20 protein-coding genes are annotated in these 21,516 nt (G+C 40.3%); 6 read left to right on the top strand and 14 right to left on the bottom strand.

The window, feature by feature from the left end:
- Positions 1-164 precede the first annotated feature (164 nt).
- The 3 genes from FIS9605_RS0122180 to FIS9605_RS0122190 form a co-directional block, all read right to left on the bottom strand.
- The gene (locus FIS9605_RS0122180; protein WP_026734556.1) at positions 165-2,198 is read right to left on the bottom strand and encodes a hybrid sensor histidine kinase/response regulator; all 2,034 of its coding nucleotides are present in this window, start codon (positions 2,196-2,198) and stop codon (positions 165-167) included.
- Between the two features lie 2 nt (positions 2,199-2,200).
- A complete protein-coding gene (locus FIS9605_RS0122185) occupies positions 2,201-2,656 on the bottom strand; it encodes a response regulator (protein ID WP_026734557.1) in 456 nt (151 codons plus the stop codon).
- A gap of 80 nt (positions 2,657-2,736) precedes the next feature.
- Positions 2,737-4,992, bottom strand: a complete 2,256-nt coding sequence (locus tag FIS9605_RS0122190) for a sensor histidine kinase (RefSeq protein WP_026734558.1) — start codon at positions 4,990-4,992, stop codon at positions 2,737-2,739.
- A gap of 142 nt (positions 4,993-5,134) precedes the next feature.
- On the opposite strand from FIS9605_RS0122190, the gene FIS9605_RS0122195 reads away from it, so the two are divergent.
- A complete protein-coding gene (locus tag FIS9605_RS0122195) occupies positions 5,135-5,596 on the top strand; it encodes a response regulator (protein WP_026734559.1) in 462 nt (153 codons plus the stop codon).
- Positions 5,597-5,625: 29 nt separating this feature from the next.
- On the opposite strand, the gene FIS9605_RS0122200 is transcribed toward FIS9605_RS0122195, so the two are convergent.
- Both FIS9605_RS0122200 and FIS9605_RS0122205 read right to left on the bottom strand, forming a co-directional pair.
- Positions 5,626-6,015, bottom strand: a complete 390-nt coding sequence (locus tag FIS9605_RS0122200; protein ID WP_035140092.1) for a nuclear transport factor 2 family protein — start codon at positions 6,013-6,015, stop codon at positions 5,626-5,628.
- A 705-nt stretch (positions 6,016-6,720) separates the two neighbouring features.
- On the bottom strand, positions 6,721-7,626 hold the full coding sequence (locus FIS9605_RS0122205; RefSeq protein WP_026734561.1) for a cation diffusion facilitator family transporter: 906 nt from the start codon (positions 7,624-7,626) through the stop codon (positions 6,721-6,723).
- Between the two features lie 497 nt (positions 7,627-8,123).
- On the opposite strand from FIS9605_RS0122205, the gene FIS9605_RS0122210 reads away from it, so the two are divergent.
- Complete coding sequence (locus FIS9605_RS0122210; RefSeq protein WP_026734562.1) at positions 8,124-8,477, top strand: hypothetical protein; 354 nt, start codon at positions 8,124-8,126, stop codon at positions 8,475-8,477.
- 693 nt (positions 8,478-9,170) lie between these two features.
- Here the strand turns inward: FIS9605_RS0122210 and FIS9605_RS0122215 are convergent.
- The 5 genes from FIS9605_RS0122215 to FIS9605_RS0122235 form a co-directional block, all read right to left on the bottom strand.
- Positions 9,171-9,407, bottom strand: a complete 237-nt coding sequence (locus FIS9605_RS0122215) for a DUF4327 family protein (RefSeq protein WP_009454716.1) — start codon at positions 9,405-9,407, stop codon at positions 9,171-9,173.
- A gap of 970 nt (positions 9,408-10,377) precedes the next feature.
- Positions 10,378-10,785 (bottom strand): 30S ribosome-binding factor RbfA, encoded by a 408-nt coding sequence (rbfA, locus tag FIS9605_RS0122220; protein ID WP_026734563.1) that lies wholly within the window; start codon positions 10,783-10,785, stop codon positions 10,378-10,380.
- Positions 10,786-11,243: 458 nt separating this feature from the next.
- Entirely contained in the window at positions 11,244-11,450 is a 207-nt protein-coding gene (locus FIS9605_RS0122225; RefSeq protein WP_026734564.1) for a DUF751 family protein, read from the bottom strand.
- Positions 11,451-11,918: 468 nt separating this feature from the next.
- On the bottom strand, positions 11,919-13,109 hold the full coding sequence (locus FIS9605_RS0122230) for a HetZ-related protein (protein WP_026734565.1): 1,191 nt from the start codon (positions 13,107-13,109) through the stop codon (positions 11,919-11,921).
- 352 nt (positions 13,110-13,461) lie between these two features.
- Positions 13,462-14,121: an L-threonylcarbamoyladenylate synthase gene (locus tag FIS9605_RS0122235; protein WP_026734566.1), complete on the bottom strand. Its 660-nt coding sequence runs from the start codon at positions 14,119-14,121 to the stop codon at positions 13,462-13,464.
- A gap of 148 nt (positions 14,122-14,269) precedes the next feature.
- On the opposite strand from FIS9605_RS0122235, the gene larC reads away from it, so the two are divergent.
- Entirely contained in the window at positions 14,270-15,538 is a 1,269-nt protein-coding gene (gene larC, locus FIS9605_RS0122240) for a nickel pincer cofactor biosynthesis protein LarC (protein WP_026734567.1), read from the top strand.
- Between the two features lie 79 nt (positions 15,539-15,617).
- Here the strand turns inward: larC and FIS9605_RS0122245 are convergent, their stop codons facing one another.
- Together FIS9605_RS0122245 and FIS9605_RS0122250 are read right to left on the bottom strand one after the other, a co-directional pair.
- Positions 15,618-16,211: a DUF6658 family protein gene (locus FIS9605_RS0122245; protein ID WP_026734568.1), complete on the bottom strand. Its 594-nt coding sequence runs from the start codon at positions 16,209-16,211 to the stop codon at positions 15,618-15,620.
- A 120-nt stretch (positions 16,212-16,331) separates the two neighbouring features.
- Positions 16,332-16,871 (bottom strand): DUF6658 family protein, encoded by a 540-nt coding sequence (locus FIS9605_RS0122250; protein WP_026734569.1) that lies wholly within the window; start codon positions 16,869-16,871, stop codon positions 16,332-16,334.
- Positions 16,872-17,468: 597 nt separating this feature from the next.
- Between FIS9605_RS0122250 and FIS9605_RS0122255 the strand changes: the two genes are divergently transcribed.
- Complete coding sequence (locus tag FIS9605_RS0122255; RefSeq protein WP_026734570.1) at positions 17,469-18,386, top strand: lysylphosphatidylglycerol synthase transmembrane domain-containing protein; 918 nt, start codon at positions 17,469-17,471, stop codon at positions 18,384-18,386.
- A 77-nt stretch (positions 18,387-18,463) separates the two neighbouring features.
- On the opposite strand, the gene FIS9605_RS0122260 is transcribed toward FIS9605_RS0122255, so the two are convergent.
- Complete coding sequence (locus tag FIS9605_RS0122260) at positions 18,464-19,777, bottom strand: hypothetical protein (protein ID WP_026734571.1); 1,314 nt, start codon at positions 19,775-19,777, stop codon at positions 18,464-18,466.
- Between the two features lie 214 nt (positions 19,778-19,991).
- Positions 19,992-20,138: a hypothetical protein gene (locus FIS9605_RS42940; protein ID WP_155960483.1), complete on the bottom strand. Its 147-nt coding sequence runs from the start codon at positions 20,136-20,138 to the stop codon at positions 19,992-19,994.
- A gap of 722 nt (positions 20,139-20,860) precedes the next feature.
- On the opposite strand from FIS9605_RS42940, the gene ndhL reads away from it, so the two are divergent.
- Both ndhL and FIS9605_RS0122270 read left to right on the top strand, forming a co-directional pair.
- On the top strand, positions 20,861-21,073 hold the full coding sequence (ndhL, locus tag FIS9605_RS0122265; RefSeq protein WP_026734572.1) for an NAD(P)H-quinone oxidoreductase subunit L: 213 nt from the start codon (positions 20,861-20,863) through the stop codon (positions 21,071-21,073).
- A gap of 24 nt (positions 21,074-21,097) precedes the next feature.
- Positions 21,098-21,409, top strand: coding sequence for a DUF3007 family protein (locus FIS9605_RS0122270; protein WP_026734573.1), 312 nt, complete (start codon positions 21,098-21,100; stop codon positions 21,407-21,409).
- The last annotated feature ends 107 nt before the right edge of the window (positions 21,410-21,516 follow it).

The following is a 21,516-nucleotide window of genomic DNA, read 5'->3' on the forward strand; positions in this document are numbered from 1 at the left end:
CGTAGACGCGCTTTACTCGGCTTCTCGTAGAGTACCCGAAGGGCTTCTCGCAGAGTAGGGCTTCTCGCAGAGTACCCGTAGACGCGCAGCGGCTTCTCGTAGAGTAGGGTTGGTGGTTGGTTGTTGTTTGGAAATACCAACAACAAACAACAAACAACCAACAACTAAGACCTAAGTGGCAACAGAATGGTGAAAGTAGCTCCTTTATCTTCACCATGACTGGCTGCTTGAATAGTTCCGCCATGCAGTTCTACTATATGACGGGCGATCGCTAAACCTAATCCTAAACCACCTTGTTTATTAGAGTCTGCCTGACGGTAACGCTCGAAAACATAGGGCAAAAAATCAGGGCTAATACCAACTCCTGTGTCAGATACTGTGATTTGAGCATAGTTAGCGATTGGGGATTGGGTATTAGTGATTGGGTATTGGGAAAACTCTTTCCCAGTCCCCATTTCCCCTAATCCCCACTCCCGGTGGTCGTGGGGATCCCGAGTTCCCCAATCCCTAGTCCCCAGTCCCTTTGATAAAAGCACCTCCACCTGCCCTCCTTCAGGAGTAAACTTAATAGCGTTAGAAAGCAAATTTCCTAAAACCTGGTGCAAGCGGTTTGGATCGCCGATAGATGCTGGAACTGAGTCATCCAGAATCGACTTTAAAAGAATGTTTTTGGCATTCGCACAAGGATAAGCTGTTTCTAATGCCGCCTGTATAATGGTAGCGAGATGAACATGGCATAGTTGAAGTTCCAGTTTACCCCGGAGTATGCGGGACATATTCAGCAGGTCTTCTAGGAGTCTTGCTTGAGATAGAGCATTGCGTTCGATAGTTTGCAGAGCGCGGATAGTTGTAGCTTCATCCTGTTTTCGAGTTCGCAGCAGATTCGTCCAGCCCAGAATAGCATTGAGAGGAGAGCGCAGATCGTGCGATACCATAGCTACAAACTCGTCTTTGGCACGATTTGCTGCTTCAGCTTCGGCACGGGCAGCTTGCTCAAGCTGAAAAAGACGAGAACGCTCAGCTTCTAATTGTTTGCGATCGTTTATATCTGTACTTGTACCAAACCACTTCGCGATCCGTCCTTGCTCATCCTTTTTAGGTAAGGCTCGGGCTAAGTACCAATGGTAAGTTCCGTCATGACAGCGATAGCGCAGTTCAACTTCGTAAAGTGCTCCTGTATGCAAAGACTGTGCCCATACCTGCATCACTCGCTGGATATCGTCTGGATGCACAACTTCTAACCAACCAAACCCCATCGCCTGCTCAACGGTTTGTCCGGTAAACTCATACCATCGTTGATTGAGATATTCGCATTCGCCGTTTGTAGTGCAAATCCAAACGAGTTGTGGTATTGCCTCCGACAAAAAGCGGTAGCGTTCCTCGCTCTCCCGCAAAGCTTCTTCTATCTGCTTTTTCTTAGTTACATCTCGCCAAGCAGCTACAAAGCCATCTCCCAGCTTGGTAACTCGGATGTCAAAAGCTCTAGTTAACTGCTGTTTGCCGTAACAGTCTGCGTAAGTCAGTGATTCTTTTACAAAAGGTTCACCCGTTTTGACAACTTGGCAATAATGATCAAACAAGCCGTATTCTCGATGTCCAGGTAAAATTTCGCACAGCCTTTTGCCTAACTGCTCCTTCTGGCTCATGCGGTTAGCTTCACAAGCTGCGGCATTCACATAATCTACTCTAAAGTCTACAATTTCCCCTACTTCGTTACGAATCGCTGAAAAAATGCCGAAGCAATCGAGCATATTTTCTACAGAGGTACGGAAACGTTCCTCACTGTGTTGTAGTTGCTGATGTAGCCGGACATGTTCAATCGCAGACTGGATGGTAAAGCACAGGTGTTCCGCTGTAATATCTCCCTTAACCAAATAGTCTTGAACGCCGCTTTTCATAGCCTGCACGGCAACCGCTTCATTACCATGCCCTGTTAACATAATTACAGCTGGCATAGTTCTGTTAATCTGCTGTTTAAATTCTGCCAGAAATTCTAGCCCGTCCATATCTGGCAAAAGAAAGTCTAATAAGATACAATCGGGATGAAATTGTCGACACAATTCCAAGGCACTTTCTCCCGTTTCCTCTTCCAAAATCACGTAGTGATGTTGTTGATTTTGCAGGATGTAGCGGCGATAGACTTGGCGGTCTTCCGGACAATCATCGATGATTAAAATAGTTTGCTGTTGTTGCGCCATGACTACCTGCCGACGGTATCAGGAAGAACCACAATATCCAACCAATAAGTAAGGAAGCTTTGAAGTGTTTGTTTTAATCTGTTGATGTCGATAGGTTTGAGAATATAACTAGCAACACTATTTCGATAACATATTTCAATATCTCTTGGATTAGCAGAGGTGGTAAATACTATAACGGGAATATTCTTTAGGTTTTCATCTTGCTTGACTTGTTGTAATAATTCTCGTCCATCAGTTCCTGGTAGGTTCAGGTCGAGTAAAATCAGTGAGGGGCGAGGAGAAGTCTGAGGATCGCTATAGGCTCCGGTGTGGTAGAGATAGTCTAGCGCTTCATCGCCATCAGTACAGCGAAAGATAGGATTTAGCACTTGTTGACGATACATCACTCGTCGCAGGGCTTCAAAATCTTCGTCGCTGTCTTCAATTACGAGTATTGGTTGAGCACTGTTGCCAATCATAGTTCCACAAGCAAGAGGGAAGAAGGCAGGAGGATAACAAATTTATTATTTAATTTTCATCACAATTCGGACTTCAAGCTTTAGTTATCTTTCTGCAAAGTGAAATAAAATGTACTACCTTCACCGTAGTTAGACTCTACCCAGATTTTACCGTCATGTCGTTCCACAATTTTTTTGGTAATTGTCAGTCCCGCACCTGTACCACCACCATATTTGCTTGGACCGTGTAATCGTTTGAAGATGCGGAAAATAACGTCAAAGTGTTTTTCTCGAATGCCAATGCCATTATCACGCACGTAAAATATGACTGGATCTGAGGCTTCGATATAGCCAATTTCAATCCATTTTTCGGTTTTGTCGTTGTACTTAATGGCATTGGATATTAAATTACTAAAAACTTCGCCCACCTGAATGCGATCGCAATATACAATTGGCAATTGTCTAGGTATGCGAATTTCTACTCCAGTTTCTTCAATGCGAGCGCTCAATAAATCTAATATGCGATGCACAACAGCATTGAGATCGGTCGGTTGCATCGACATATCCACCCTTCCCAACCGTGAAAACTGTAGTAGTGAATCAATTAAATCTTCCATCCGCTGGGTAAGGCGAATCAAAGTTCTCAGCTTGTCTTTACCTTCTTCATCTAGGTTTTCACTGTAGTCTTCAATTAAAAAATTCGAGTAATTATGAATACCGCGCAACGGTTCTTTCAAATCGTGGGAAGCAATATAAGCAAAAGCATCCAATTCTTTATTACTACGTTCTAGTTCCGTGTTGAGCTTTGCTAATTCATCAATTTTCCGCAGCACTACTGTAATAATTGCGCCTCGCAACTCCGCTGCCGCATTTACCTCGTAGGATTTCCAAGGAAGAGACTTTAGCCTAACTATTTCTTTCCATAACTCAAATGACTTCCGAGGAGATAGGTGCAAACCACCATTTTCACTAACTTCTACAGGTTGATTTGGATTCCCTCCCCAATTGACAGTTTGCACCTCCTCTGGGCGAAACCACAAAACATACTTGTTCTGAGTTTTAGAGATAGAAAGTGCTATCAAACCGCTAGCAACATCCTTAAATTTTTCTGCCTCCGGATATACTTGCGATAACGAGTCAGTGTAAAAAATATCCTCATCTATATTGTTGTGAATCCATAACAGCAAATTTTGAATATCTTGTTTTTCAGGAGTATTACCGAGCAAATATAATTCCTTATTAAAACAGATTGCCGCACCTTGAGCATTGACGAGATTGAGTATATTCGGCTGCTTATTGATTAGTCCATCAATAAAACTTTTCTCCGCCGACATATATTCTACTAATTTTGCCAAAACAGATTTTATTTCAATTTTGGATTCCGAGTCTTCATTATCTTCTTTTGTAGCTATTTCTAAAGAAGTTACTTGTCCCAAAAATTCACAGGCATGACGAATTTCATAAGGTACATATTTGGGTGTTTGATGATGGCAGGCAATCAGTCCCCATAATTTGTTATTTTTAATTATTGAAATCGACATTGATGCTTTTACACCCATGTTGTGCAAATACTCAATGTGACAAGGTGAGACACTCCGCAACACCGATCCACTTAAATCTAAAGGTTCATCAGTTAATGGATTGTTAGTAGGGACAATAGCAGCAGCTTGGTAATCAGCATCTGGGATTAACCGCAGCCAGTTTTGGCTGTAGAGTTTTCTGGCTGGTGTGGGAATATCCGAAGCAGGGTAGTGTAAGTCTAAATAGGAAGGGAGATGTTCTTGTTTATCTTCCGCAATAACTATACCGTTCCAATCACGATCAAATCTATAGAACATCACTCTATCAAATCCGGTGATTCTCCTCACTTCTGTGACAATAATTTGACTAATTTCAGTAACAGTCTTTGTTGATTGCAGTTTCCCAATAGCTAGTTTGACTAAATGATAGAACCGAAAATAATTATTATTCTTTTCTAAAATTGCTGGCTCTAACTCTAGAATTACAACTCCATTTGAACGATGAATTATACCATCAAAAATGATAGGTTCTTGAAAAGTTTTTATAGTAAATTCTACGGGATTGACAATTTGTATATCTTCCTGAGTTAAACAATCATTCAAAAAATCGATTTGCTCTGATTCTAGTAATTTTCTCAATGGTTGATTCAGTAATTCTTCCGGATGAAAACCCAAACAATTATATGTGTTATTGCTTACTTGCAGGATAGTTAATTCAGGCTCTTTAATTGCCAAAAGGACTCCATGTGGTTGGACAAAGCCAGGAATATGAATTGGCTCTTTGTCACAGTTAGTCAAATCAACCGTAAATGCTGTGTCATTTTTGTTGGTGTTCACTTTTTGATAGTCCTGCTAATGGGCGTGTTGCTTTGCTAGCTTTTCTGTTCATAGGTAACAAGGCATGTAGAAATGCCATGCTAACGCAGTAAAATTACCCAAAGAATAACTAAAAAACAGAGGAAAAACGAGGGACAAAATAATGGAAGATAATTCTCTTTTTTCCAATATTGATGGAGACACCACACAACCTCCTCTCCCTCTTGCTAACTTAAAAATTCTCGTGGTAGACGACGATGATGATAGCCGCTTTTATATTTCTACCGTATTGGAAGCAGATGGAGCTAGTGTGACGACAGTTGCATCAGCCGCAAAAGCTTTAGAAGTGATACCACACTTACAACCCGATGTCTTAGTTTGTGATATTGCTATGCCCATTGAAGATGGCTATAGTTTGATCGCTAAGGTGCGTGCTTTGACAGCAGAAAGCGGAGGAGATGTGCCGGCCATAGCATTAACTGCCTATGCCGATAGCGAAGATCGTGCCCGCGCCCTTGAAGTTGGCTTTCAAAGTCATGTGGGCAAACCCGTAGATCCGGAAGTTTTGGTTGCGACTGTAGTTAATGTAAGGCAGGAGGCAGGAAGCAGAAGTCTTGACCCTTGACTTTTAACTTTTGACTTTTGCCTTTTGACTTAGTCTGATGGTGTTTCAGTGTCGAAATACTCGCGCCAACGACTGATCCGACCATCCTGAAAATCAATCACGATCGCATCATCAGTGCTTGTGTGATGATTAGTTGCCTTTTCTGTTTCTTCGTAGTGCCACTCCACTACAGCTTGATCGCCGGAGATAATTATCCGCTGAATGTCAATCTTTATCTCTTTTGACTGCTGACCGAGACGGGAAACCGCCTCCCGAATTTTTGCTTGCCCCTGCCATTTTTGACCAGGTACTATTAACTCGCCGTCAAGAGTAAACAACTGTGCCAAAGCATCACCATCAAGAGCAACCCAAGCATCTTTTGCTTGGTGAATTAAATTAGGAATCTCTGGTTTAATAGCTGCCTCAGCTGATACATTCATATTTAAGGTAAAGCTAAGAAAAATGAGTGCTAGTCCTAGCCATCTAAGTATTATATATAAAATTTTATTATAATTTTGTTTTAAACCATTACTTGTCATTTGTAATTGTTGTATTTACAAAGACATATATTAGTATTTTATAATTCACGTCTAATGTGAATTAGCTCTCAATCGGTAATAGGTAATGGGTACTATGTACTGGGTACTAGGGACTGGGGAACTCGGGGCCTCCACGACCGCAAGGAGTGGGGATTAGGGGCAATGGGTACTAGGGACAGGAGAAGAACTATAACAAGGCTCTTTCCCAATCACCAATCACCAATCACCAATTACCAATCTTAAAATGGGTAAACAAGTACACGTGGCGATACCGAGAGTAAATAAATATTCGACATCGGCACGAGTACTCATTGACCCTTGTAAACGACTAGATGTCCACGACCTACGACCGTTCTGAAGGAGGATTTAACCTCACCGTTGATCGCGATAAAGTGGAGGAAGCGACAAAAACTCCACAACCATCTAGGTTTATTTGTTATTAGCACTGTCTGCCTCTGTGACGTCGCTCTTCTTCCAGATGCAGTCAAGGATCACAACGGTAAAACATCCTGCCAGTGCGTTTTGCTATAGTTTCAGAATACTAATTATCAAAATACAAAGTGCCTATCTGGAGTGAGAAAAGCTATCTAACGCAAGACTGATTTGCTATCTTGACCCGGACTCAAAGCTAATTTTCTCAGACTGATACTCTGGTGGCTCAACGTGAATTAAAATCCTGAGTGGACTGAAGCGTTCCTCCAACCGTCTTTCTACCTCTTCGGTGATATGATGGGCAGTTTCTACATCTTGGGCGTCTACAATTAAATGCATCTCAATGAAGACTTGGCGACCGATCAGACCGCGAGAGGCGATTTCATGGCAGTTTACAACGCCAGGAACAGAAACAGCGATCGCGTGAATGACTTCTGGTGCGATCGCCATTTGATCCACAAGCCAAGGTAAGTTTTCTTTTAAAACTGTCCAGCCACTCCAAAATACCAACACAGCTACTGGAAAAGCTAACACCACATCCAACCACTGATAACCAAACCACCATACGCCAACCAAACCACCAATCACAGAAATTGTCACCCAGATATCGCTCATCGTGTGTTTGGCATCAGCAATCAAAATTGGGCTACCCACTTTTACACCCACATGGCGTTCGTAAAACGCTACGAAAATATTCACGCCTAAGACAATCAGTAGTAACCACAACTCTGGCGCTGATATTCTCACAGGTTCACTACCCTGGAGAATGCGTTCAACTGCACCCTGGAGAATTTCAAAGCAGGCTATGCCTAAAAAGGCAGAAATTCCCAAAGCCCCTACCGCTTCAAATTTCAGGTGTCCATAGGGATGTTCGCGATCGGGTTGTGGCGAAGAAAATCGACTGGCAATCAATCCTAAAATGTTGTTGGCACTATCCGTCACACTATGTAATGCATCAGCTAGCAAGCTCAAAGAACCTGTTAACTTGCCTACAAATGCTTTTAATAGCATCACGAATATATTTAGCAGTAAAGTAATAATTAAAACTTTTCTAACTGTAGCACGGTTATCTAAAGTCATAGAGTATTTTTAACTAATATGTTCTATGACTTCTCAGTGTAGAACTAAACACATCAATCAAATGTATAAAACTCTGACAGCGTAGAGATTCCATTTTGCTATAATCTCAAATCTTGAGTCTATTTTATTGAAATATTTTTTAATTATTAGCAGCCACAAATCTAATATAAATAAGCTACACATTAACTCAAACAAATATATTGATTAGCGTTTGTCGTTAAGATTTTTTCATTACGTTTTCCTAACTTTAAAATCTCTGTCTATGTGGTTCATGTAACCAGTGGGTTCGCACCATCGTACCACCCTCGTTACTAGGTTCAACTTGGTAACGAGATATTAGAGCCTCTGGCTCTCCCACTCGAATATTACAAGATGTGAATTACCATATTCTTGGATGAAAGCTTTCTGAATTATTACCATCAATAAAAAAAGCGGATCTTGATGTTACCCATGCCATGAAAATGGTATTTGTACCAAAATGTTCTAACAAATAGCTCATGTCCGCAAATAACCTGACACTGAACCTAGTTGAGGGTTCTGTCTCCTTTAGCTTTTCACCCCAAGCAGCGCGGGAATTAAAAGTAGCGCTGGATCAATTGATGAATAGCCTCAAGGCTGTTGCTGCTAAAACTACTCCTGGCGCTGGTAAAGCCAGTCCCCAACGTCCTACGGAATATCGTTACACCGGGGAAGTATTTTTAGAGATTTTTTGTAATCCTAATATTTGGCCTACTCCCTTTGCAGCAAAAATTCTGCTTACTGTCCGTGACGTTAATATTCGCTTGACTACAGAAGCTGAACTCACTCGTGTGATAGAAGATGTCAACCTGTATTTAGAGCAAGTAGGATAAAGTTGGTTGTTGGTGGTTGGTAGTTGGTTGTTGGTTGTTGGTAGTGGTCTATGTCATTAATTTTGATAAGTTGTAACAGTTTGTAGTCAGGGCTTGAGCACCTTGAAATTGAGCGAAGACAGCGCTCACTACAAACCTCTCATAATTAATGCGATGAACCAGTAGTGGTCTATGTCATTAATTTTGATAAGTTGTAACAGTTTGTAGTCAGGACTTTAGCCCTTGAAATTGAGCGAAGACAGCACTCACTACAAACCCCTCAGAACTAATGACATGAACCAGTAGTTGGTTGGTGGTTGATTGGTAGGTTTCGGTAACTGATTCCAAACAACAAACAACAAACAACTAATAACTAACAACTAACCATACCAAAAAATTACCGGAGTAGTTACCAAAATTAAACTACTCCGGCATAACCAATAAACCTTAGTTAAAGAGTTTTAGCCCCTGTGCCACCGCTCTTAAAAAAAAGACAGATAAGAGGCTAAAATGTGCGCGTTAACCCGAAGAATAACAGAAAACAGAGTTTATATTTCTGTATTAAGGGTAGATGCATGGTTCGAGATTTCAGATCGGGAAAGATTTATGAAAAGCAGAGATCGTTGTTGAAGATTGGGCGTTGAATTTTTTACTGTTAAATCCATACATCCAAAAATATATGCTCCCAATCTAAAATCTAAAATCGTCAATTCATTAGTCGTTTTCCCATTCTTCTCGACCAATCAAATCACCAATGCGATCGCGCAACAAAAAGTCACACTTTTCCAATTCACATTCAATACATACCCACTCTCGTGCTGGTATATATTGACAGAGAGTATATATTGGTTGCTGTCTGCTAACCACTCCCTTTTGTACTAGTCGCCGCGCTTCGTCTTGAATCACGTCCAAAGAGTAGTAGCTGATAGAAGGCACCGTATTCACACTCATGGTCTTTACTCACAATTTTACACGTAAGTAGTGTTCCCAAAACAGATTAGGAACCAACATAGCAACGAGTAGGTCTATAGCCGGGATTTTGTAATTTGGTATACGGAACTATTTTCATTTTGACGCTACACATCCTCAAATTATGTAAATAAATGTTAAGTTTGTCAACAAAATCTGACATTTTGTCTTCAGACCTTCAAACAAGAAGACCAGATTGTCGTGTAACTTATCTTGGCCCGGTCTCAAACCTTGGTAATTCCTAGATTTCAGCAGAGAAATGATTTACACGATCAAAAATGCATGTAAATTACTATCGAACTTTTGCATCTATCTATGTGGTGGAAGCATGGGTATAAACTGCTGCAAGTCATAAAGGCAACAATACACTACCCAAGCTTATAGAACTTTCTTTGTTAATAATTTCTTAAATAAACTTTCAGCATTTGCTGAAGTATAACACTGTTGTGAAACAAATATTCTCGGAGAAACGATTGTAGCAATATAGGATGAGGAATTTTAGGTAATGCAGATGTACCTCTAGATAAATAGTAGTGAGAGTTTGAAAATTACAGATTTGAGTCGTATATCTCATCTTTATTTACAGTATAATTCATGATATTTTGTGTCTAAATAGATAATTTCATAGCCGTCTCTCACTTAGTATTAAGTTATATAAACTAGTTTTCCATTGATTGTTAATTTTTGTTAGACTCATAAGTTTTTCTTATGATTTCTCAATAAATTCATCCTTGCATTAATGTCTAAAAAATAAGACACAAAGACACAAAGAAGAAAATAGGCTTGTTTGCTGAGATTTGGGTTGGTTTTTACCCATCTTGACAGGGTTACCATCAAATATCAACCAAGAAGATATTAGGCACATTTAAACAGACGCGCTCACATCGCGTCTGTCAAATGAGTGGCCAATTTCTGAGAGGAAATTGTTGTTTAAGTTACTGAATCTAGCAAATTAGCCATTTTCCTCTTTGCTGTCGTACTCATCCTCTAGGAAATCCTCTGGCTTACGCTCTTGCTTAATTCGATCCAGTAGCGATAGCACCTTACTACCGCGTTCTATAGAACGGTCTTCAATAAATACGACCTCTGGTGTGCGACGTAGACGCACCCGCGCACCTAGTTCGCTACGGACATAACCCGTCGCTGACTTTAAGCCTGCCATTGTTTCTGCTTTGGCTTCTTCTGTGCCATAAATTGACACATAAATTTTGGCGTGTTGCAAATCGCCAGAAACATCAACATCAGTAACGCTTACCATTCCTGTGCCTACACGGTCATCCTTGATGCCATTGAGCAACATTTGGCTAACTTCCCGTTTAATCAATTCAGCAACGCGGGAAACGCGGCGATTTGTAGCCATAAAAATCATTCCTCCTTACAGAGGTTGTACTACTTTAAGACAGTTACGGTTTTTAACCGTGGAGTTGTTGAGACTGAGAGGGATGAGGTACTAGGGACTGGGGGCTAGGGACTAGGTTATATTCTTCCCTTATCTCCACTACCCAGTATCCAAATCTAGTGTACCTGGGTTGCTTGGTTTCCCAAAAAAGCTTTTCTTGATTGTCGCAGTCCGTTAAGAACACCTAAGCCGTGCTGAAGAAGGTTGTTCCTTCTAAAACTATCTATCTTTATGTTCTGGAGTACATATATCTTGACTTCCTTCAACTTCAAGCGTTTAGGAAGATAAGATTATACCACGGCACTTGTTTTTTAATCAGCAAGTGCGTAGATTTCTAGAGGGCGACTTCAAACTTTCTGCTATTTTTTCTTAGTTGTTGGCAGTTGCTTGGGGGCACACCCTAGTGTATGGATTGAACCCTAAATTGTACTCAAACCCAGCATTGCCCGCAGGGTCAGAGTAATAAAGACCATTCCGCCAACGAACAAGCCCAAGAGGGCAATCAACGTAACTGGGCGTTTCAGCAACGGTGCCAATGGTGCAAACGCGTTTAACAACACGCCTAACAGGGTAGTAATAAAGTACCGGAAGTAACGAAAAACATTATCCCAAAATCCGTCAAACATCTTGATCTTAAATTGTTTTGTTTTCGACTTTACGTTTGTTGTTAACTGCCCGATTAATTTAAATTGTAATGCAATTTAGGCAATTGTAGGGGTGAATCATTTTTTGCCCTTTCTGCGTCTGAAATTCAGCAGGTAGATTTTGCGGATGTACTAAATTATGCCACAAGCAGTGATAATTTTGCCCTTCATCCTTTACCCTTTTCTATTTTCCCGACTATAGCTAATTTATATTAGATTAACTGGTTTTTTAAATAAATAAAAATCCACTTTTGACTGCAAAATTTGAGAAATACTAGATTTGGCTTCTTCCCTATCTTCCCCCACAAACGGGGGAAGATAGGGAAGATAAAAAGTATTGGCTTGTATATTGAGTAAGTAAGCTATTAATAATCAGCATTTACAGTCAATGGATGAAGCCTAGGAAGATTAGTTGATATGAGATTATGGAAGATGAAACTAATATAGGCTTTAGCTTGTTTGGACTTCAGTATTACCATTACGGATAGCCCATGCAAGTTCCAATAGTTGAGTCCAACGCTTTTGTAACTGCTTGGGAGTGCATTTGAGAACCTTGGCGATCGCTTGATCGGTCTGTTGTGCAGCTTTGAGTTGTAAAATTTGCCGTTGCTGTTCGGAAAGCTGACCTAAAAAGCGTTCCCACTGCTGGGAAGACAACCCCAACTTTTGTTCTATACCTACGCCCAACCATTGATGTACCAATTGCCAGTGGTGGGTACGAGCAAACTTTTCCACATGGTACTTAAAACGCTGTTGGAGATAATCCCGTTGGCGACTGGTTAAACCGAGAATTTGGTCAATTTCTGGTGCTGAGAGGTCTTGGAGTTTTAAGGCCAGGTAATCTACACAATCGTGTTGACCTTGAGATTCAAAATATTTTACCAGTTCCGAGATTACGCGATCGCGCTCACTATCTTCAGCCGGATCGAAACCTGGTTGGGATATCATTTGCGATCGCAATTGCTGTACTGCTGAGTGACGCTGGTAAGATTCGGCTTCTTCAGTCTTAGCATTTTCCACCGCCATTTCAAAGTCTACACTGGTTTCTTGGGGCAGACGACGAGCAAAACCTTGAGCACGCAGTATAATCAACTGCTGATTGGCACCACCAGGTAAATTAATACGGCGCTTCGCATACTGTTCTGTAAACGCCATGTATTCTGCAAGTTGCAAATGAGTACGCGGGGTGTAATCTTCTGGCAATTCATTTTCGCGCCGGAAAGCCTTAATAGCTTCGATATAAAATGCTTGTAAAAAATCTTCAATTAAGTTGTAGCGAGCTTGAAATCCTAACTCAATTCCTGATACAGCAACATGGCGATAAACCATAGCACCTAAGCTGCTATGTAATTCTACGCGCCCTTGTTTAGAACCAAGTTGATAGTAACTCAAACATTTTTGCAGGCGATGACGCGCTAGGGAAACTTGCCAGGACTTGATTTGCCCGGAATTTTGGATGCGATGGCTCTTATCACAAATCCGCTCTACTTCTTTGGCGATGCGCGTTGCTACAGCTTGCACGCAACCAGGTGCAGCTTTCACCTGTGGTTGCATTTCTTTACATAGAAATTTGCTTAAGGCATCGGTATGGGGATCAACAGCGGATGTAGGGGAAGGTACATTGACAAACTTGGCTTTCATGATATTTTTGGGAGTGGTATTGCACCGTAACGACATAACAAAAGATGCCAGGGCAATCTCTTGATTTTCATCTTTCAAGAGTTGCCGCAAGCACCGCTCACATTTAAGAATGTAAGAAATCTTTGCGAGTTCCAGATAAGATAATGTGTCGGTTTTTCTATAAGCAACTTAACAATGGCTGACGCATGAATATTCACTATCTACTTAAAACAAATAAAAGCCTTACTATGCCAAGGTTTTTCCCTATCCCAGTTATAAATGCATTGCGCTTCGTCAGTATGACAATTATAAAAGTGGAGTTTTTTTATCTCTAATTTCCGAAACTCAAGAATGAGCTTGTGAAGTTAATTTTTTATACCCATGCTGCTGCTCTTTCCCAACCTAAACCCTGCCGTATCATGATTGGTTCCTCCGCTGTTAAGTCCAAAATCGTAGAAACTTCATAGCTTGGTTCTTCGCCAGTGTCTACAATTACATCTACCAAGTCTTCTAAACGGTCAAATAAATTTACCCGTGACAAAATCGGTTCTGGTTCCACTCCCAAGGTTCCATTACCTGTCTCGTCTGGTGGTAAATGTGCCGAAGTTGAAATAATTGGGTTTCCTAATGCTGTCAACAACGCCAAGCATACCTGATGATTGGGAACTCTAATCCCAGTAGTTTTTCGTTTGGGATTTTGCACTAGACGCGGAACTAACTTAGTAGCAGGTAACAAAAAAGTGTATGGGCCCGGAATCAGGTGCTTCATAATCCGGTAGGCAGTATCGCTCACAATAGCATAAGTCGCCACATTGGAAAGCGATGGACACAAAAATGTCAGTGGTTTATCATTTGCTAGCTGCTTGATTTTACGCACTCGTTCTACCGCCGACTTAGCATTTATATCACAACCAATCGCATAGACTGTATCAGTTGGATAAAGCATAACCGCGCCATTAGAGAGCGCCGTTTGTATTTCATCTATACGGCGGATTTGGGGATTATCAGGATGGACTGAGAAAATTTTTGCCATAGATTTGGTGTGGATAGTAGATAGTGGATAGTGGTTAGTGGGGAAGAGGGAATGGGTAATGGGAAAGAAAATAATAATGACCAATGACCAATTGCCAATTACCAACCACCAACTACTAACTACCAACTACTAACTACTAACAAATATTATGATTAAACTTGCTTATCTTCAATGTCCAACGGGTATTTCCGGTGATATGTGCTTGGGAGCATTGGTAAGTTTAGGTGTTCCCTTAGAGTATTTAATAGAAAAACTTAATAACTTAGGAATTGAACATGAGTATAAATTATGGGCAGAACTTGTTCAGCGCAATAGTCAGCAGGCAACGAAAGTACATGTAGAGTTATTACACAATCATCACAACCATGAACATACTCATCACCATCGCCATTTGCCAGAAATCGAACAGATGATACTCAAAGCTGAGTTGCCTGCAAGGGCAGAAGCTTGGAGTTTAGCAGTATTCCGACAGTTAGCGATCGCGGAAGGGGCAGTACATGGCATTGCGCCAGAAAAAGTTCACTTTCATGAAGTGGGTGCAGTTGATGCGATTGTGGATATTGTTGGCACTTGTTTGGGGTTAGATTGGTTAGGTCTTGAGAGTAACGAACAAGGACTACCCCAACTTTATTGTTCAGCATTTCCGACTGGTGGGGGAACAGTGCGGGCTGCCCACGGCCAGATGGCCGTACCAGTACCAGCAGTATTGAAGTTATGGGAAATGCGCGGCTGTCCAGTTTATAGTAACGGCATTGAACGAGAATTAGTAACACCTACAGGAGCTGCGATCGCTACGACTCTTGCTAAGGATTTTGGTTCACCACCTCCCATGAGCATTATACAAATAGGACTGGGAGCAGGTTCTCTGAATTTACCGATTCCCAACATCCTACGCTTGTGGCTGGGTGAAGCAACGCCTAGTGAATTCACAGACAACTCATCCGCAAGCATTCCAACTTTAGAAACTATATCGGTACTGGAAACTCAAATAGATGACCTAAGTCCACAAGCGATCGGTTATCTATTTGAAACATTATTTGCCGCTGGTGCGGTGGATGTCTTTACCCAATCCATAGGCATGAAAAAGTCCCGTCCAGGCATTTTGCTAACTGTGATTTGTCATCCAAAAAATTTACTTAGTTGTGAAACTGTTTTATTCCGCGAAACCACTACTTTAGGTATTCGACGCTTTCAGCAGCAGCGTGCTATTCTACAGCGAGAAATTCAACAAATAGAAACCGAATATGGAGTAGTAAGTGTTAAAGTTGCATGGACTGGACAAGCAAACAACAGAGTTATAAATAACGTCCAGCCAGAATACGAAGATTGTGCAGAAATAGCTCGAAAGCATAATATTCCCTGGCGTGAAATTCAGCGGCTAGCACTACACAATTGGTATTTACAAAATAAAAAATAGTCAAGAGCCGATAGCTTGTAGTCATAAGTAAAAACATCTTTTAACTCTTGACTCTTGACTATGAACTACTTCAGCTAACCTATCTGTCGAATGTTCTATTTACTGCATTTGCTGCATCTTCAGCAGTGCGCTGAGCATTGATTTTTGTATCCTCAGCAGCCCGCTGCGTGCCTTTTGTGACGTTCCTAGCAGTATCCTCAGTATTTCCCTTGATATTTTCAATTCCTCGCTGAGTTCCCTTGGTTACACCTTCAGTCAACTCTTTAGCTGAACTGCCGATATCTTCACCAAGATTCTTCACTCTTTCAGGAAAGGGTGTACCTTGGCGATAATTTTCAACATATTGCCCTGGGCTATCAACGCCTTTTTGCTCAATGTTCCGCTGAGCATTTTCCTTGAGGTACTCAGCTTTTGCTTTTGCTTGGCTTTCTGCTGCTCTAGATCTGGGGTCTACATCACTAAAGTTATTCATCCCGCCTTCATAAGGATTAGTGACATTATCTCCCTTGGGAACATACACTTCCGCATTTGGTCTCGTGGAAGGCTGTGGAGGTTGTCCTGCTACCGTAGGACGATTGCAAGCTTGTGTAAAGAATAGTAAGATTCCTGCCACAAAAACTGTTAAAATTTGCTTTAAGCGAATTTTTTTGATCCAAGCAATTACTGTGTTCATGATGCATCTCCTTGCAGTTGTTTGACAAGTTATAACGTTAGGCAATACTCAATCCCAAATTTTGATATTTGAGATCTTGGATTGAATGCAAATCTGAAAGATTGAGGCAAGAAATTTCTTTTATCTGCCCAAAGCTGGATTAGGTTGCAATTCAGGTCTGGCACCTGCTTCATCTGCCTTTTCTTTCAAAAAGCCTGAAGCTTCCTCAACAGCTTCTTTCACAGTTTCAATTCTTTCTTTAACTCTTTCTCCTACGTCTGGTTCGTTCTGAATCAAATTACCAGATTCAGGTTTGAAATCTTTCTCTTTAATAATTGGCAATTCTCCTTCTTTATAGGCTCGACCTACAGGAGTTTCCGCACCAGGATAAAGCAATTCAGATTCTTTATCGGTCGCAGCAAACAACTGTTGTGAATTGAACTGTTGTAGGCTAGCTTGGTCACGTCCAGATTTGGACATTTTTGAATTTGTGTACTTGTCCCCACCATTCTTGTAAGGATTATTTCCACCGCCAGCTTGCACAGCTGGGTTATTTGGATTTGCTGCGTTAGGATATGGACTACTACAAGCAGTGCTAATTATCAACAATAGTCCTGCCAAAAATACGGTTAAAATTTGGCGCAGTCGCAGTTTTTTTATAAAAGCAGTTAAACTGTTCACCATCTCCTCCTTTCAATACCAAACAAGCTTTCTCACCGAGTAGTTATATAACTCCGTGAATTTATTTTCTTGTTTGATTTACTTGCTATTAGAGCAACAATCGATTTCTAAGAGTACGCAATTAAAAGGAAACCTTTCATCTAACGTAAGTCACATTATCATTAGTTTTTTTGCGCTCTAATTATCTTACTTAGGATGGATATAGAAATTTTAAATGATTGATGATCGCTAAAAAATAAATGCTCTATTTTAAGTCTATCTTCAAAATAAAGAATTACTCTTGTTACTTAGTTTGATTATTAGTGGTTGATAGTTAGTGAGGTAGTTAGTAGATATTAGTTAGTAGTTAGTTGCTTTACCCACTAACTACTAACCATTGTACGGACGTACGCCGCAGGGGTTATCGAAGAATAGGATTTGCAAAATTATTTTTCGATTTTATAAAAAGATACATGTTCAAATACTTCGCCTCTACTAACAACCATTAACCAAAACATCGATTAACTCTGTTTCCCAACACGCTTACGATATACTGCTGATTTACCATATGATTTGAGGTATTCAATCAAACGGTAGCTGAACAGTCTAATTTTTAAAATGATCAAGAAAATTTTACGCTGGTTAATTTTGGGTGGGACGCTATTTTTTTTGGCCACAGCCCTAAAGAATAACTGGCAAGGAATTGCTGACATTCGCATTGATGCAGCAGGATGGGCAATTATAGCGATCGCCACAGGTGTAACTTTACTGGCACATACTTGGGCAGGCTGGGTATGGATTTGGATTTTCAAAAATTTAAAGCAACCTGTACCATCTTCCCAATTCATCTATGTTTATTTAAAAACAAATATTGCCAAGTATTTGCCTGGTAACGTTGGGCATTACTATGGGCGAATTATGGCGGCAAAAAATGCCAACGTTTCCACTGGTGCAGCTACCCTCAGTGTCTTGCTAGAACCGTTACTCATGGCAGCAGCTGCTTTAATCATTGTCTTAGTTGGCAGTCTGTTTGTGAAGACTAATACCAGCTTGACTGTGCAGATAGCACAAATACTGGGTTTAGCTGTAGTACTTTGTGTGCTTCATCCCCAGTTTTTGAACCCATTAATTCGCCTGCTATACCGCTTGAAGGCAAAAAAGTCTAATACTAATACTACCTCAGCCGTTGATTTGAGTATGCAAAGCTATCCTCTCAAACCTTTATTAGGAGAACTAGGCTTTTTGGGACTGCGCGGGATTGGGTTTGTTTTAACTTTGTATGCCTTGAGTTCTTTAAATTTGAGTCAAATACCTTTATTGCTAGGCGCTTTTAGCTTCGCTTGGTTACTGGGGTTGGTGGTTCCTGGTGCGCCTGGTGGGTTGGGTGTGTTTGAAGCAACTGCGATCGCGCTATTGCAGAATCATTTTCCGGAGGCAGTGATAATTAGTGCAACAGGTATATATCGGCTTGTAAGTATTTTATCTGAAACTGCCGGTGCTACCTTAGCTTGGCTAGACGAGCGTCTCTTTAAATAAGGCAAGGGGCAGATGTATTTACTAATGACTAATGACTAATGACTAATGACTAATGACTAATGACTAATGACTAATGACTATTGCCCTAACTTCAGCTGAGAAAACACACGATAAGCATCCGGATTAAAATGAAATTCACTTGTCTGCTGGTCTGCTTCGATTTTAACCAAATTGTATTCAACATTTTCAGCATAAATTGCCAGCGTGATGTTAAAAATTTCAATAAAATTAATGAACCACTGGCATTCTTCTTCTGGATATTTATCGTAGTAGCGAATTAAATTAGCAATACGAGCTTCTAAATGACTGCGGGAATTCTTACAAATTAGAATAATTTTCAGCAGTACAATTACTAATGTTAAAGGATGTCCCTGAGAAAGCAATAAAATAAATAAAGGCGAAGGTTCCCGCCCATTCTCGGTCGTCAGACAATCAATTACTCGGTTACAAGTTCTCAGTAATAAATCCTTGCTGATAATTATTTCATCATATTCAGATTTCCAGGCTGACAGCTTCTCTGAGACCTGTTGCTGCAAAGTTTCTACAAATGTTGGTTGCTGTACAGAAAAAATTAGATATTTCTCAAGGCTATCTTTGAAATCTTTAAAAGTTTGATTTTGAGTCTGCTTTAAAAATATATTAGCAATATTTTCATAGCTAAATACACCCTTTTTTACGACAATCGCTTTAATTAAACGTAAAACATCATCCCCTAAAACACTAGGATTTTTGTAACGTGTTTTATTAGAAGCGGTAGATTGAGAACGAGCAATATACATTGCCAGTTCAAACTTAAATTTATCTTTTAGTTGTTTGGAAGCTTTTCTAGCTGCCTCTTGTTGTTCTTTGGGATTATTTTGATCTACAGATTGAGCTGCTAATAAATAAGAGGTATAGCGATGAACCCAATGTCTTTTACTTTTATCTTCATTTCTATATGCAAATAACTTCAGTTCTTTGAAGTCTTCACTTTTAATAAAATTTTCTATCCAATTTTGAAAAATAGCTATTTTGGTAAAAGTTGTCTGCTTACGAGTGGCTTTATAATCAGCGAATAATTTTACTAACTCTTGAATATATTTATACTTTCTATTGCTTTCCCAATTATTAACTAAAATGTAGCAACAACGCTTGAGAGTATTATGAAAATCTTGTTCATTATCAATAAAAATTTCATATATTCCAGGTGTGGAATCTGAACAAGGTGAATCTAAGCAATCTAGAAACAAAAGCTTAAATTCTTGCAAAACATCTTCTGGCAAGCATTGTTGAACACTATCCACCAAAAAACTGTAAATCTTATCTTGTATAACCTGTAAATCTGGACGTTTTACATTCTCTTTAACAATATGCTGATTAACCTGAGTATTTTGTAAACTATGAGCGGTCATTATAGTTCTCAAGACTAAAAAGTAGTTTAGTTATATTTTTATCAGCTTAACCTTGGTAAACAAGAGTATCAATCTAGTATTTAATAACTCAAAATTTTCTTTACATAAAATTGATAAATTGGCTGGTATACGGAATGAGTAAAGTAGTAAATTGTCTATTTTTTTGCGCTCCATCACTAAAAAAAAGTTATTAATTATACTTTTATACGTAATTTCACACAATCATGACTTGGACTGGAGTTGGCGATCGTGGATTGTGAAGCTGACAAACATTAGGCAGTAGTCTACAGTGCTTTGTGTTGTCGCTGTTATTTACTTCACGACGATCGCCATCTATAAAGCGATCTGAAAGGAAAATCACCTCTTCACAAGTATTTCAGCGTCTGTCTCTACTAGAGAATTACATACATAAATTTACAGGGCCCGTATACACGCACCCTGTAAACTAAAAAAGTTTTTTTGCAAATGTCAACTTGAGTGGGGGTGGAGGGACTTGAACCCTCACGACCTTTTACGGTCAACGGATTTTCATTCTCTTGCAGCTTTCGCTACTGCCTAATCAATTTACTTACATTAGGCTTTGAGAATTGGACTCTCCCTTTACCCTCGACTTCACGTTAGGGTAGCTCCCGTCGGGTCTCTGCACCTTCCAAACTTGTCCTTTGTTATTTATCATTTGCGCTTTGTGACTCACAAAGGACAAATGACAAGTGACAAGTTTGGCTTGGCTCAGGATTGCCATGTCTGTTGCCAGATTTAGGTTTCCCTGAATTTGAGAGCGTTCACTTGAGGAATTTCTTCTTCAAGGCTCAATTACTTAAGTCCGTAGCGTCTACCATTCCGCCACACCCCCAAGTTTTGGGAGTCACTCTCTTCGATTATAGAGGCTTGATTAGTCTTAAAAAAACCTCCTCATCTATTCCAGCATCAATTTTGTCATTTGCCAACTAGTAACCATAAAATTTTTTTTGGAAAATCGAACTGCCCAAAAAAGGGGAGGGGTGTAAGGGGGTACTATGATGGAAAACAGAAGCACCCGTTGGTCATTTCCGCTTAAAGAGGGAACCTATGATTGGAGAAGGAATTATAGTACCGTTGCTATATCTGATTTTGGCTGGAGCTTATCTTTTGGTTATACCTGTAGGTGTGCTACTGTACCTGCAAAAACGCTGGTATGTGGCTAGCTCCATAGAGCGCGCGTTTATGTACTTTTTGGTATTCTTCTTCTTTCCAGGTTTGTTGGTTCTGTCTCCGTTTGTTAACCTTCGACCCCGACGGCGACAAATTGAAGCTTAACGAAATTGGTAGGTCATAGTACTCATGCGACGCATTGATGCTCTTGGAATTGGCTTTGGAATTTTTATTGCAGGCGGCTTGGCGTATTTACTCCTGCAACTAGCAGGCTTAGATAATTTGTCAGCTGGTATCTGGAGTCAACTCTTGCTAGTCGGGGGGTTAGTTGGCTGGTTGCTCACCTACATTTTTCGTGCAGTCAGCCATAAAATGACCTACCATCAACAACGCGAGCAATACGAAGAAGCCTATTTCCAAAAACGACTAGAAGAACTCTCCCCCGAAGAATTAGCAAAAATTCAAGCCGAGATCGAACAAGAAAAGGGTTCACAGGTGTAAAATTGTCATTTGTCTGTTGTGTATTGATAGTTGTTGGTTGGTAGTTGCTTGTTCCAAACAACAAACAACAAACAACAAACAACAATTACTGACCAATGACTAATGAC

The sequence above is a fragment of the Fischerella sp. PCC 9605 genome, from assembly GCF_000517105.1.
In the GTDB taxonomy this organism is placed as follows: Bacteria; Cyanobacteriota; Cyanobacteriia; order Cyanobacteriales; family Nostocaceae; genus PCC9605.

Bases quoted from the DNA above. Each gene is read 5' to 3' on its own strand.
- FIS9605_RS0122180 (WP_026734556.1), bottom strand. From the start codon at position 2,198: ATGGCGCAACAACAGCAAACTATTTTAATCATCGATGATTGTCCGGAA.
- FIS9605_RS0122195 (WP_026734559.1), top strand. From the start codon at position 5,135: ATGGAAGATAATTCTCTTTTTTCCAATATTGATGGAGACACCACACAA.
- FIS9605_RS0122210 (WP_026734562.1), top strand. From the start codon at position 8,124: ATGTCCGCAAATAACCTGACACTGAACCTAGTTGAGGGTTCTGTCTCC.
- larC (WP_026734567.1), top strand. From the start codon at position 14,270: ATGATTAAACTTGCTTATCTTCAATGTCCAACGGGTATTTCCGGTGAT.
- FIS9605_RS0122235 (WP_026734566.1), bottom strand. From the start codon at position 14,121: ATGGCAAAAATTTTCTCAGTCCATCCTGATAATCCCCAAATCCGCCGT.
- FIS9605_RS0122225 (WP_026734564.1), bottom strand. From the start codon at position 11,450: ATGTTTGACGGATTTTGGGATAATGTTTTTCGTTACTTCCGGTACTTT.
- FIS9605_RS0122215 (WP_009454716.1), bottom strand. From the start codon at position 9,407: ATGAGTGTGAATACGGTGCCTTCTATCAGCTACTACTCTTTGGACGTG.
- FIS9605_RS0122185 (WP_026734557.1), bottom strand. From the start codon at position 2,656: ATGATTGGCAACAGTGCTCAACCAATACTCGTAATTGAAGACAGCGAC.
- FIS9605_RS0122245 (WP_026734568.1), bottom strand. From the start codon at position 16,211: ATGAACACAGTAATTGCTTGGATCAAAAAAATTCGCTTAAAGCAAATT.
- FIS9605_RS0122270 (WP_026734573.1), top strand. From the start codon at position 21,098: ATGCGACGCATTGATGCTCTTGGAATTGGCTTTGGAATTTTTATTGCA.
- rbfA (WP_026734563.1), bottom strand. From the start codon at position 10,785: ATGGCTACAAATCGCCGCGTTTCCCGCGTTGCTGAATTGATTAAACGG.
- FIS9605_RS0122255 (WP_026734570.1), top strand. From the start codon at position 17,469: ATGATCAAGAAAATTTTACGCTGGTTAATTTTGGGTGGGACGCTATTT.
- FIS9605_RS0122230 (WP_026734565.1), bottom strand. From the start codon at position 13,109: ATGAAAGCCAAGTTTGTCAATGTACCTTCCCCTACATCCGCTGTTGAT.
- FIS9605_RS0122260 (WP_026734571.1), bottom strand. From the start codon at position 19,777: ATGACCGCTCATAGTTTACAAAATACTCAGGTTAATCAGCATATTGTT.
- FIS9605_RS0122200 (WP_035140092.1), bottom strand. From the start codon at position 6,015: ATGAATGTATCAGCTGAGGCAGCTATTAAACCAGAGATTCCTAATTTA.
- FIS9605_RS0122205 (WP_026734561.1), bottom strand. From the start codon at position 7,626: ATGACTTTAGATAACCGTGCTACAGTTAGAAAAGTTTTAATTATTACT.